Here is a 12,565-nt window from a genome sequence, read left to right as displayed (position 1 = left end):
GCGTTGACTCGCGTTGCCACGACGCTAGAAGTCCAATAGGTCATCAAATGACCTATTGAGGTGTCAGGATGAGGTTTGTGCGTGATCCATCAGGCCGGCTGTTACAACTGCTCTCCCTGCTCCAGTCCCCGCGGGAGTGGACCGGTATCGAGCTCGCCGAACGTTTGCAAGTCACCCCGCGAACGATTCGCCGCGACATCGAGCGCCTGCGCGAACTCGGCTATCCCGTCCACGCCACCCAGGGCAATATCGGCGGCTACCGACTGGCCGCGGGCACCGCCATGCCGCCGCTGGTCCTCGATGACGAGGAAGCCGTCGCCATCGCCGTCGGCCTGCGCACCGCGACCACCGCCGCGATCACCGGCATCGAGGACGCCGCACTGCGCGCCCTGGCCAAACTCGAACAGGTGCTGCCCAGCCGATTGCGCCACCGCCTCTCGGACGTGTCCGATGCCGACGTGCTGCCCGTGCCCGGGTCCCCGATCGCCCCGGAAACCCTGGCGGCGCTGGCCGCCGCCTGCCGCGCCCACGAGAAGGTCCGCTTCACCTACACCAAGGCCGGCGAGGACGTCTCCAAACGCTTCGTCGAACCCCATCGCCTCATTGCCGCCGGAACCCGTTGGTATCTCATCGCTTTCGACTCCGACCGCGGCGATTGGCGCACCTTCCGCCTGGACCGCATCGACGCCGTCCACCGCACCGGCCTCCGCGTGCCCGCCCGCGAACTCCCCGATGGCATGGACGCCGCCGCCTGGCTCACCCGCTCGCTGCGCCGCACCGGCGCCATCCAAGCCCGCGTCCTGCTGCACGAGCCCGTCGAAACGGCCCGTCACCGCCTGAGCGCACGCCAGGGCCTGCTCGAGCCCACCGACGAGCACACCTGCACCCTCACCACCTACCCTGACGCACCCCACTACACCGCCTACAACATCGCCCTGCTCCCCATCCCCTACACCCTGCTCGCCCCACCGGAATTGGCTCCGCTCATTCGCGCCATCGGCGAACGCGCCATCGCGGCCACCACGCACTCCCAGCCCTGACCGGCCACGCATCGTCGGCTGGGTGTCCCGACTTCAATCGAGGACGACACTCTCGATGAGGACGGTGAATACCGCCGCATCCCAAGGGTTCGCCTCGACCCCGGCAAGAATCGCATCCAGCAGCGGTGCATAGGCCAGACTGCCGGGACCATAGTGGCCGCTGGCGCGAGCACTGGCCATGACGGCTTGGATGATGATGGCGTAGACCTCGGGGCGCGGGACGGCGACGGCTCTGCCGGCGGCTTCGGTGCGTTGCAGCAGGAACTCGGCAGCGGCGATAACGTCTGCCAGGACCTGGATTTCGAGTTCGCGTGTGCTGTCGGCCGAGGGCATGCCGTCACCACGCCCGATGCTTGCCGCGCAGGCGATGCGTATTGCGGAGAGGGACGCGGTGGAGTTCACGGCCACCGGCTACGAGCGGTGGAGCATCAGGCGCGGGTGAAGTCGGGAGATGGCCGTCGGCAGCGATCCGCAGCGCACCCGCCACGGCGGCGAGACAGCCGAGTAGAACTACGACCAATGAAACTGTTTCCCAAAGCATTTCGGTGCCCCTCGCGAATACTGTTCGTGGGCTGGCGGACATGTTCAGTAGACACCCATTTCACGCGATGCTGTACGTTCACAAGGGACATCCACTGAAATACACTGGACGTCCACGACGGACATGCCCGCGGAAGTCACTCCCCAGATAGCGAGGCTAACAAAATGGCCGGATCAACGGTCTCTCGTAGGGATTTCGGGAACTTCATGTACGAGCTTCGAACGCGCGCGGCGCGGAGCACGCTCGCTGCCGGACTGCACCTGGAAGTCTCTCGCCAGACGATCATGCGCCTCGAGGAGGGGCTGCCGACCAAGGTGACGACTCCGCAGCTCAAGAGCCTGCTCGATTTCTACGGAGCTGACACCGAGACGCGGGCTGAAGCGCTGATGCTGTGGGGAGAAATCAAAGAGCAGGATAAGACTGCTAAAGCGCAAGGGAATTCAAAGGGATACTGGCAGGCGTACGCGGATCAGGTGGCATCTCATTTTCCGCGCTATCTACGGCTGGAAGGCGCGGCCAACCGCGTCACTTCACACCAGCTCGTGCTCGTCCCAGGACTTCTCCAGACTGCCGATTATCGCCGCGCTATCGCCAAAATCGATGTCCCGGAGTTGTCCGCGGTGAATACCGAACGCCGCGTCGAACTCGCGGCGCGCCGACAGGCGAGGCTCGACGATGCCGACTTCCAGATGAATGCCCTTGTCTCCGAAGCCGTGCTGCGGCATCAGCCGGGCAGCCCAGCAGTCATGGCGGCGCAACTGCGCTGGCTCGCGGAGGCGGGCGAACGTGACAATATCCGGATCCGCGTCATTCCGTTCCGGGTCGGTCCGCATCGCGGGCTGAACATCCAATCGTTCACGCTGCTGGAGTTTCCGCGCGGCTCCAGCGGTCTCACGGTGCCTCCCGTGGTGTACCTGGAGGGTGCGGTCGGCGCTCTCTACCACGAACGCGAGGACGTCATCGATCGCTATCGGGAAGCGATCTCGGAGTTGCGAGCGGTAGCGTTGAGTGAGCAAGACACCAGAGACATGGTGCTCGAAATTGCAAAGGAGTACGCGGCGTGACTATCGATCTGTCCGGCGCAGAATGGTTCAAATCCTCCCGGTCCTCGAATGCCAGCGAGTGTGTCGAGATTGCCTTCGTCGGCCACGAAGCCGGTCACGTCGGCATACGGGATTCCAAGGACCCCGCCGGTCCCGCGCTCGTCTTCAGCGGGCATCAGTGGGACCGATTCCTGCACAGCGGCATCTGGCGCGGCTGAGCTAGCCGCTCCAGGGTTCGCGGCTGGTGAAGATGTCCACATTGGCCATGAGTTCTTCGAGGAAATCACCCGGGCGCATGCGGCGGGCGTGGGCGCGTTCGGCATCGGTGATGGGGACGACGTTCATGATGCGGATGGGCTCGTCGTCGATCCAGATGCAGTCCTGGCCGTTGGGGGTGAGGGGGCCCGCAACGAAGATGGCGTCGCAGCCGGGGAAACCGGGGAAGTCCTCGTCGAGTTCGATCATGTGGCCCCAGTTCACCTGGTTTCCGGTGAGCCAGGGGTAGACGGCGAGGTTGGCCAGTTGGCGGGCGATGGCCTCCTCCACCGAGCGGTCGAGCCAGCCCCGGCAGGCGAAGCGGAGTTCGGCGCGCCCGCCATTGCCGGGTCCGGGGGTGGTGGGCAGTTCGCCCGCCGACATTCCGATGGTGGCGAACGAGGTCATGGGCACATCGTCGGCGGGGTGGAAGATGAAGACGTCCACGCGGCCGATCGGTCCCGGTCCGCCCTCGAATACGTAGCCGTCGTCCTCCAGCCCCCAGCTCTCCCGTAAGTCGCGAAAAACCCCGCGCAGCAACGGAGATGCGCCCACCCTGAATCCTTCCATCTCTCCCGCATCGATCCGGTGGCGGAATCACCTGTCGCGCAGGATGGTTCGGGCCGCCCGCATGACTCGCCCTCGATGCCTTGATAGTCCGGCAACCATACTGCGCTGCGATCGAGGCCGGTGCAGGCGACCCTCCCAACCAGCGCGGGCGGCCCGGCTACCGCGGATCACCCCCCATAGGCGCCGCACGAAATGTCGATCTGGGCATTGGTGATCGTACGAGCCCGGTCGGAGGCGGCGAAGGCGGCGACCTGGCCGACGTCGGAGAGGGTGGCGGCCCGCTTCAGCAGGGTGCTGTCGACAATGCTCTGCTTCGCCATCTCGGTCTGCGGGATATCGGGCAGGGATTCCGGGATGCCGCTGGTGCGGAGGGTGAGGACGCGGACATTGTGCGGGCCCAGCTCGCAGGCCCACTGGCGGCGCAGCGCTTCGATGGTGTCGCTGCCGATCTGCACGGTGCCCAGCCCGGGCGCCCGGTTGCCGTAATCGGAGCCGCCGAAGAACAGGATCACGCCCGATTCCTGGGCGACCATGTGCTTGGCGGCGGCCTGGGTGGTGATCAGCTGGGAGGTGACGAGCCGGGACATGGAGTGCGCGAAGTCGGCCACCGGGATATCGGCGAGCATGCCGAACAGCGACTCCTGGGCGATGACGTTCACCGAAATATCCAGGCTGCCGGTCTTTTCGACAATGGCGGCGGCGTGGTCGTGCACGGCGGCGGCATCCAGGGCGTCCACGGCGGCGGTCTCGACGCGGCCGCCGTCGGCGCGGATCTTGTCGGCGACGGCGTCCAGGGTGGCGGCGGTGCGGCCGACCAGGAAGCAGTTCGCGCCTTCGGCCGCGAAGCCCGCGGCAATGGCGGAGCCGATGTCACCGGCGGCGCCGTAGACGACTGCGGTCTTGTTCTCGAGGAGCATGAGCGTCTCTTTCGTGCGAGGGAATCCTGCTGACACGAAAGACGCTATTTCGACAGTAGTTTCGGCCACATCGGTCGACTTACCGGCGTCCCGGGACGATGACCGGGGTCGAATGAGTCATTCGGCTAGGTCACAGCCCGAGCTGGGCGAGTTCGGCTCGGCGCGCGACACCCAGCTTGGGGTAGGCGTTGTACAGGTGATGGCCGATGGTCCGCGGGCTGAGGAACAGTCGCGCGCCGATCTCCTTATTGCTGTAACCGGCGGCCGCCAGGCGAACCACCTGCAGTTCCTGCGGCGTCAGCTGGGCGAGCGGATCGGTGCGGCGGGCTGTCGCCGGCTGCTCGCCGAGCGCGGCGAGTTCGGCGTGCACCCGGCTCACCCAGGCGCGTGCCCCGAGGCGGTCGAAGGTGTCCAGTGCCGCGACCAGCTGGCCGCGAGCATCGGACCGTCTGCGGCGGCGGCGCAGCCATTCGCCGTAGACCAGCTGGGTTCGCGCACGGTCATAGGGGCTGCCGTGCTGCGCGAGCGCGGCTGAATAATGCTCTTCCGCGTCGTCGCCGGTCGACAGCAAGGCACGGCAGCGCCTCGACAGTGCTTCCGCCGCAGGGCTTCCGACGCTCTCGGCCCATTGGCCGAAGGCGGCGAAGTGCTTCTCGGCCCGGTCGCGGTCACCGCCGCGCACGGCGGCCTCGACGTGGTCGGGCACGGCGCGGAGGAGGAAGTCGTGGGCGGCGGGGCCGGTGCAGACGCCGTCGAGCCGGTCCACCGCGGCTGTCAGATCGCCTCCGGCCAGGTCCGCGATCGCGAGTCCCCACTCGGCGAGCGCCGCGTGCGTCCGGTGCGTCCCGGACAGACCCGGCAGGATCTCGCGGGCCAGGGCCCGGCATCCCGGCTCGTCCCCGCCGACCGCGGCCAGCCATACCTCGATCGCCCGCAGCGCGGCCGCCTCGGTCGGCATGCCGAGTTCCTCGCTCAGCGCGATGCCCTCGGCCACGGCTGTTCCGGCCTCGCCGAAGGCGCCGGTGAACGCGTGCGCGAGCGCGGCGAGTTCGAGCGCGTACGGAATCCATTGCAGCTCACCGGTCGCCCGCGCGCACGAGACCACCTCGTCCATGATCGCGGCGGTGGCCGCATCGTCGGCCAGCATCAATCCGCTGAATCCCGCGACGATCTTGTGCAGGTCATCCACCGACTCCCCGTGTGCCGCACGGATTTGCGCGGCCATGACCGCTACCGCAGGGGCAGGGTTGCCGTCGAGCAGCTCCGCCCAGGCGATCTGCGCCGACACGTGCGGGCGCAGTGGCGAGTTCTCGGGTAGCCGAATGGAATTCAGCAGCTCGGTGCCCCGCACCAGCAGCTCGCGATCCGCCGCGTCCCGTGCACAGCAGATCGCCTCGGCCAAGATGAACGCCGCCCGCTCGGGTTCACTGTCCGCGATCAGCGCCGCCGCCTGCAAACTGAGTTCGGCGTCGGCGGCGGGCGAGGTCCGCTCGTATTCCACCTGAGCTCGGATATGCGTTGCGTCGGCGTGGATTCCGAGGTTCTCGGTCAGCGATACCGCCTCGGCGGCCAGGCGGGTGGCGCGATCCGGTTTGCCCGCGTCGTACGCGGCGCGGGCAGCGAGCAGAATGCGATGCGCCTTCCGTTCGGGATCCACGCTGAGCCGTCCGGCACGGTCGTAGGCCGCGGAGACGGCCATGGCGCCGCCGCGGCGCTGCTGACGCTGAGCGGTCTGCTCGAGCGCGGCGGCCACGCGCTCATCGGGTTTGGTGGTCGCCGCCGCGAGATGCCATGCGCGGCGGTCGGCGTCCACGGGCTCGGTCAGCGCCCGGGCGAAATTCTCGTGCACGGTGATCCGCTGATGATGCGGTGCGTTCCGATAGACGGCCGCCCGAATCAGCGGATGCCGGAAGACGATCCGATCGGTCTCGGCGGAGACCAGCCCCGCCCGCTCCGCCGGCTCCAGATCCGCATTCGACAGCCCCTGCAGGGCGGCGACCTCGAACACCGTGCCGATATCGGCGCCACTGTCCGACGCCGCGATCAGCAGCAGAGTCCTCGTGCCCGCAGGCAGTTCGGCGATCTGGGCACGAAAACTCTCCTGCACCCGCGACGACACCGCCACGGGACCGACCTCGTGCCCCGGATCGATGCGCCCGGTGGTTTCCGCGGTGCGCCGCGCACCGCCCAATTCCAGCAAGGCCAGCGGATTCCCAGCCGATTCCGCCAGGACCCGCTCACGGCCCGGAACGGTGAGGCCGGGCGTATGCCGGTCGAGCAGGCCGACGGCGGCCGCCCGCGGCAGCCCGGACAACCGCATGGTCGCGATCCCCGGAGTCGGGAAAGGCAGCGCGGTTTCACGCACCCCGAGAATCATCGCCATCGCATCCGCACCGAACCGCCGGGCAGCGAACAACAGCGCATCCGTGGAACTTTGGTCGATCCACTGCGCGTCGTCGATCAGCAGCAGCGTCGGCGTCTCGGCAGCCAGTTCCGCCAGCAGCGTCAATGTCGCCGCACCGACCAGGAATCGATTGACCTCCGACGTCTCGTCCTGCCCGAACGCCGCCCGCAGCGCCGCCGCCTGCGGTCCGGGCAACCCGTCGATCCGTTCCGCGAAGGGATACAGCAGCATGTGCAGCACCCCGAACCCCAACTCGGCCTCGGATTCGATTCCGACCCCGCGCAATACCCGCATTCCCCCGGCGGCCCCGGCCGCATACTCCAGCAGCGCCGTCTTCCCGATCCCCGCCTCCCCCCGAATCGCCAGCACCCGACCACGCCCCGCCGCCGCAGCGGCCAGCAGCCCATCGATTTCGGCCAGCTCGGCGTCCCGTCCCACCAGCATGGTCGTCAGCGTAATCTCGCAGGGATTATCTCGGCTCGGTGTCCTGGGGTTCGCGGCGCGTGCCGCCGCCGGTGGTGACTTGCCGGGCCGAGGCGTGGGCCAGGGCGGGTTTCTGGGCTATGACCGAGATGGCCCAGTTGGCCGCGGCGAGCACGCACAGGATGACGCCGTGGACGGCGGCGCCATTGGAGTTGGAGAGGCCCACAGCACCACGGTCACGGCGGCGGCCGTCATGGCACGTCCCTGGTCGGATCGAACGGTCAGCACCGTGCACCGAACGTAGAGCACGATCTCGGTGAATTACACGCGATTTTCGGACGCCGCGTCGTGGATATCCGCCCGGGTCAGTCACCTCCGGCGGGGAGGCGGGATTCCAGGATCGGGGCGATCTCGGTTGCCTTGTCGGCGTTGAGCATTCCGGTATGCCAGGCGTCGATGGGGACGCGATCGATTCGGCCGGTGATGTATTCGCGCCAGGTGTCGGCGAGCCGGTCGCGGCCGGGCTCGCGGGCGGAGGTGAAGAGCAGCGCGTCGCCGGTGAAACGGCCCGGGGTGTAGGGCACCGGGTTGGAGAAGCTCTCCAGGACGCGTTCGACGTGTCGCGGCGTGAGGACTCCGGCCCGGGTGATTCGATCGGCGAGCAGGGCGTAGAACTCGTCGAGGTTGTCGATGGCCGGAATATCGTCCAGGCCCAGGGCTTCTCGCCAGCCGCCGAGAATGCGGCCGACGGCTTCCGCCACCTCCTTCGGCTCAGGTTCGGGTGCGTCGTGCGGGCCTGTTTCCGGGCTGGCGTCCACGAGGGCGAGCAGGCCGACCGGGTGGCCGAGTTCCTGCAGGCGCACGGCCATGGCGTGGGCGATCTGGCCGCCCAGGGACCAGCCCAGCAGGTTGTAGGTGGCGCCGGGGAAGCGGTCGAGAAGCTCGCGGACGTAGCGGTCGGCGTAGGCGGCAACCGATTCCGGGCGGGATTCGTCGGCGACGATGTAGGGATCCTGCAAGCCGTAGACGGGGCGGTCGGGGTCCAGGTTGCCCGCCAGGGAGCCGTACACCCAGGCCAGGCCGCCGCCGGGGTGCACGCAGAACAGCGGCGGGCGGGTGCCCGCGGACCGCAGCGGGGTCAGCACGCCCAGTGCAATGTTCAGCTGGTCACCGCTGTCCAGGGCGCGGGCCAGCGAGGCGGGGGTGGCGTCGGAGAACAGGTGGCCGTACTGGAGCTGCCTGCCGGTGCGCGACCGCACCAGGGAGACGACTTGTACCGCGCTGAGCGAGTTTCCGCCCAGTTCGAAGAAGTCGTCGTCGGCGCCGACCCGGGGCACGCCGAGGACTTCGGCGAATACTTCCGCCACCAGGCGCTCGCTCGGGGTGCTCGGTGCGCGGCATATGCGCGGTGCGATCACGGGCGCGGGCAGGGCATTTCGATCGACCTTTCCGCTGGTGGTCAACGGCAGGTCGGCGAGCACAAGCACGACATCGGGGACCATGAAGCCCGGGACGCGCTCGGCCATCGATCGGCGCACTGACACCGGGTCCACCGGGCTTCCCGGTGTGGCTGTCACGCAGGCCGCCAATCGGGTTGCGGCGCTGTCCGTCCCACCGTCCGGGGTGTGCACGATCGCCACGGCCTGCTCGATTCCGTCCAGGGCGCACAAGGCGGCCTCGACCTCGCCCAGCTCCAGTCGCTGTCCGCGCACCTTCACCTGGAAGTCGGAGCGGCCCACGAATACCAGAGCGCCCGGCCCCGAAGCCGAGCCATCGGCAACCCACCGCACCAGGTCACCGGTGCGGTACAACCTATCCCCCGCTCCCCCATGGGGATTGGCCACGAATCGTGCGGACGTCAACCCGGGGCGGCCCCGATAACCGCGTGCCACACCGGCGCCCGAGACATACAGCTCGCCCACGACACCGGCGGGCACCGGACGCAGCCACGAATCCAGCACCAGCACATCCATTCCGGCGATGACCGAGCCCAGGGTGACCGGTTCGCCGGGCCGCAGCTCGTCGCTCGCGGTCACCCAGATGCTGGCCTCGGCGGGTCCGTAGAGATTGTGCACCCGGCGCCGGCCCGCGGCGTCGGTGCGCGACCAGCGCGCGACCAGTTGCGCCGAGCATCGATCACCGCCGGTCAGCACGGCCCGCAGATCATCCAGGCCGGCCGACTCCAGTGACAGCGCGACCGAAGGCGTCAGGAAGGCGTGCGTGATGCGCTGCTCGCGCAGCAGCTGCCACAACGGTTGCCCGCCATACGCATCCACCGGCGCGACCACCAGAGCACCACCACCCGAGACCGCCAGCAGCAATTCCAGGATCGCGGCATCGAATGTCCGTGAGGCGACACTCAATACGCGTGCAGCGGATTCGACCCCGTAGTCACGCACTTGCGCCGCGACCAGCGCCACCAACCCGGCATGAGTGACTTCCACACCCTTCGGACGGCCCGTCGAACCGGAGGTGTAGATGACGTACGCGGTGTTGCCGAGCCGCACCTTCGCGCCCCGATCCGCTTCGGTGACAGCGGCATTCGGGCAGCGGTCGATCTCCGCCGCTACCGCACGGTCATCGACGACCACCCAGGCCGTGCCCTCCGGCAGCGATACCGCGTACCTGTCCAGTGTTATGCCGACCCGCACACCGGAATCGGCGCACACCCAGCGATTGCGGTCGACCGGATGCGCCGGATCCACCGACAGGAACGCCGCACCTGTCTTGGCAATCGCCCAGAGTGCCACGACCCACTCCACCGAGCGCGGTATGCCGATCGCCACGATCGATTCCGGACCCGCACCGCGTCCGATGAGGAAGCGCGCCAGGCGATTGGACCGTTCGTCGATCTCCCGGTAGGACAGCGCCCGGTCCCCGTCCACGACCGCGGTTCCGTGCGGGTTACTCGCCACCGCGGCGGCCCATAGGCCGGGCAAGGTCCGATCGCCCGCGACCGCACCGCTCGCACCGACGCCCGAACCTGTTGGTACGAGCGCTCCGCCGTGCCCGTACTCGTGCAGCAGCAGGCGCCGCTCGGCTGCGGACAGCAGCTCGATGTCGCGCACAAGGATGTTCGGTTCCTGGGAGATCGCCGTCAGCACCCGCGACAGCCGGTGCGCGACACCAGCAATCGTGGCCTCGTCGAACAGTTCGCTGGCATAGCCGACGTTGACCGGGATCGCGCCGTCGTCGTCAGGTGTGTCGGTCAAGGTGAGCGTCAGATCGAATCGCTCGACACCGGTCTCGGCTCCCATGCCGGTCACGACCACGTCCGGCAGTTCCAGGCGCGCCCGATCGAGGTTGTGGAAGGCCAGCATCACCTGGAACAACGGATGGTGCGCCTGGCTGCGCGGCGGATCCAGGGCTTCCACCACCTGTTCGAAGGGCACCTCGCCGTGCGCGAACCCGTTCAGATCCACCCCGCGCACGCGGTCGAGCAGCTCGGCGAAGGTCACCGACTCGTCGACGCGGGTGCGCAGCACGACCGTATTGACGAACATGCCGACGAGGTCGTCCAGCAGGGCCGATCCGCGTCCGGAAACCGGTGTGCCCACCGCGATATCGGTGCTGCCGGACAGTCGGGACAGGACGATGGTCAGTGCCGCATGGAAGACCATGAAGAGCGTCGCGCCCTGTGTCCGCGCGAGACTCTGCAATCTGGAAACGATTTCGGGTTCGATCGTGAATCCGTGTGTCGCACCCCGGTGCGAGGCTACCGCGGGCCGGGGCCGGTCCGTCGGCAGATCCAGCACCTCGGGCAGGCCCGCCAGCTGCCCGGTCCAGTACCCGAGCTGCCGCGTGAGCACCGATTCCGGATCGTCGGCCGAGCCCAGCAACTCCCGCTGCCACAGTGTGTAATCCGCGTACTGGACCGGCAATGGCGTCCATGCCGGGCCACGCCCCGCGCAGCGCGCCGTGTACGCCGTGGCCAGGTCACGCGCCAGCGGAGCCATCGAGAAGCCGTCGGCATTGATGTGGTGCACCACGAGCACCAGGACGAATTCGTCGGGTCCGCTATGGAGCAGCCGCATCCGCAATGGAATTCGCTGCGTCACATCGAAACCCGTCGACACCACGGCCGTCACCGCGGCCGCCAGCTCGGATTCCCTCACAGGTACCGGCGTCGCGTCGAGGTCGACCGCAGTCGCCAACTCCCCGACAGGAACCACGAATTGGAAGGGCACGCCATCCACATCCGGGTACCTGGTGCGCAGCACCTCGTGCCGTCCCAGCACATCGGTCACCGCTGCCGACAAGGCCGAGGCGTCCACCGCACCCGATAGCCGCAGCACCAGCGGAATGCTGTAGGCCACCGATCCGGGAGCGAACCTGTTCACGAACCACATTCGCTGCTGCGCATACGACAACGGCACGCGCTCCGGACGCGCCATCACGCCCAATCGCGGCGTGACCGCCGCGCCCGCCGCGCGCTCGGTCACCCGCCGAGCCAGCTCACCCGCCCGGGGAGCCTCGAACACATCGCGTACGCCGACCTCGGCGCCCAGGGTCTCGGAGAGCCGCGCCACCAGCCGGGTGGCGGAGAGCGAGTTGCCGCCCAGCGCGAAGAAATCGTCATCGACGCCTGCCCGATCGTGCCCGAGGACTTCGGCGAACACCCTCGTCACGGCTGCTTCAGCGGGAGTCGAGGGGGCACGGAACTCCTGCGGGGTGAACACCGGTGCGGGGAGTGCGCGCCGGTCCACCTTTCCGGTCGCGGTCACAGGCAACTCGTCGAGCACCAGCACATCCGGAACCATGAATCCCGGCAGCCGCTCCCCCACCGAACGTTTCACCGCTACCGGATCCACCGTGCATCCCGCTGCGGCCACCACGTATCCCACCACTCGCACACCGGTATCCGCGGCGGTATCGGAATGCGCGTCGGGTGTGTGCACGACCGCTACCGCTTGCTCGACCCCGGCCACCTCGCACAGCGCCGCCTCGACCTCACCGAGCTCGAGACGCTGCCCGCGCACCTTGACCTGGAAATCGGAGCGGCCCACGAACTCCAGCACACCCGAACCCGCCGCACCGGCGATCCAGCGCACCAGATCGCCGGTCCGGTACAACCGATCACCCTCCGCGCCATAGGGATCGGCCACGAAGCGAGAGGCCGTCAATGCGGAACGGGCCCGGTATCCGCGCGCCACACCGGGACCCGACACATACAGTTCACCGACCACCCCGGCGGGCACCGGGCGCAGCCACGAATCCAGTACCAGCGCACCGACACCGGGGATCGGGCCGCCGATTCCGGCCTGCCGGCCCGGCGACAGTTCCGCGGCCGTGACCCAGATCGTGGCTTCCGCCGGGCCGTACAAGTTGTGCACCGTCCGCAGGCCCGCGGTATCGGTGCCCGACCATCGCGA

The 12,565-nt window shown here is 68.4% G+C and carries 9 protein-coding genes (1 of these 9 running past the window's edge); 3 read left to right on the top strand and 6 right to left on the bottom strand.

Translation table 11 applies throughout. The features are described from left to right. Nucleotides 1–77: 77 nt before the first annotated feature. Nucleotides 78–1,040: a helix-turn-helix transcriptional regulator gene (locus ACYQ5L_RS17600; RefSeq protein ID WP_459963456.1), complete on the top strand. Its 963-nt coding sequence runs from the start codon at nt 78–80 to the stop codon at nt 1,038–1,040. 33 nt (nt 1,041–1,073) lie between these two features. Here ACYQ5L_RS17600 and ACYQ5L_RS17595 read toward each other — a convergent pair whose 3' ends face one another. Continuing rightward, nucleotides 1,074–1,442, bottom strand: a complete 369-nt coding sequence (locus ACYQ5L_RS17595; protein WP_459958772.1) for a hypothetical protein — start codon at nt 1,440–1,442, stop codon at nt 1,074–1,076. Between the two features lie 345 nt (nt 1,443–1,787). Here ACYQ5L_RS17595 and ACYQ5L_RS17590 point away from each other — a divergent pair, with 345 nt between their 5' ends. Together ACYQ5L_RS17590 and ACYQ5L_RS17585 are read left to right on the top strand one after the other, a co-directional pair. Next, nucleotides 1,788–2,645: a helix-turn-helix domain-containing protein gene (locus tag ACYQ5L_RS17590; RefSeq protein WP_459958771.1), complete on the top strand. Its 858-nt coding sequence runs from the start codon at nt 1,788–1,790 to the stop codon at nt 2,643–2,645. Next, nucleotides 2,642–2,842, top strand: coding sequence for a DUF397 domain-containing protein (locus tag ACYQ5L_RS17585; protein ID WP_459958770.1), 201 nt, complete (start codon nt 2,642–2,644; stop codon nt 2,840–2,842). Before ACYQ5L_RS17590 ends, ACYQ5L_RS17585 begins: the two co-directional genes overlap by 4 nt. A gap of 1 nt (nt 2,843) precedes the next feature. On the opposite strand, the gene ACYQ5L_RS17580 is transcribed toward ACYQ5L_RS17585, so the two are convergent. From ACYQ5L_RS17580 to ACYQ5L_RS17560, 5 genes are all read right to left on the bottom strand, one after another. Next, nucleotides 2,844–3,434, bottom strand: a complete 591-nt coding sequence (locus tag ACYQ5L_RS17580) for a suppressor of fused domain protein (protein ID WP_379202858.1) — start codon at nt 3,432–3,434, stop codon at nt 2,844–2,846. Between the two features lie 182 nt (nt 3,435–3,616). Continuing rightward, nucleotides 3,617–4,366, bottom strand: a complete 750-nt coding sequence (locus ACYQ5L_RS17575; RefSeq protein ID WP_459958769.1) for an SDR family NAD(P)-dependent oxidoreductase — start codon at nt 4,364–4,366, stop codon at nt 3,617–3,619. Between the two features lie 130 nt (nt 4,367–4,496). Further along, nucleotides 4,497–7,214 carry an ATP-binding protein gene (locus ACYQ5L_RS17570; RefSeq protein WP_459958768.1) on the bottom strand — a complete coding sequence of 906 codons (2,718 nt, stop codon included), beginning with the start codon at nt 7,212–7,214 and terminating at the stop codon, nt 4,497–4,499. Nucleotides 7,215–7,239: 25 nt separating this feature from the next. Then, nucleotides 7,240–7,419 (bottom strand): hypothetical protein, encoded by a 180-nt coding sequence (locus tag ACYQ5L_RS17565; RefSeq protein ID WP_459958767.1) that lies wholly within the window; start codon nt 7,417–7,419, stop codon nt 7,240–7,242. A 139-nt stretch (nt 7,420–7,558) separates the two neighbouring features. After that, nucleotides 7,559–12,565, bottom strand: the end of a protein-coding gene (locus ACYQ5L_RS17560) for a non-ribosomal peptide synthase/polyketide synthase (protein WP_459958766.1). It continues 23,688 nt past the right edge of the window; the window shows 5,007 of its 28,695 coding nt (coding positions 23,689–28,695); its start codon lies beyond the right edge, outside the window — the gene reads right to left on this strand; it ends in the stop codon at nt 7,559–7,561.

This window comes from Nocardia sp. IFM 10818 (assembly GCF_054655275.1).
The sequence above is the reverse complement of the archived record's forward strand: the minus strand, read 5'-3'. Positions and strand labels throughout refer to the sequence as shown.

Bases quoted from the DNA above. Each gene is read 5' to 3' on its own strand.
- ACYQ5L_RS17590 (WP_459958771.1), top strand. From the start codon at position 1,788: ATGTACGAGCTTCGAACGCGCGCGGCGCGGAGCACGCTCGCTGCCGGA.
- ACYQ5L_RS17570 (WP_459958768.1), bottom strand. From the start codon at position 7,214: ATGCTGGTGGGACGGGACGCCGAGCTGGCCGAAATCGATGGGCTGCTG.
- ACYQ5L_RS17575 (WP_459958769.1), bottom strand. From the start codon at position 4,366: ATGCTCCTCGAGAACAAGACCGCAGTCGTCTACGGCGCCGCCGGTGAC.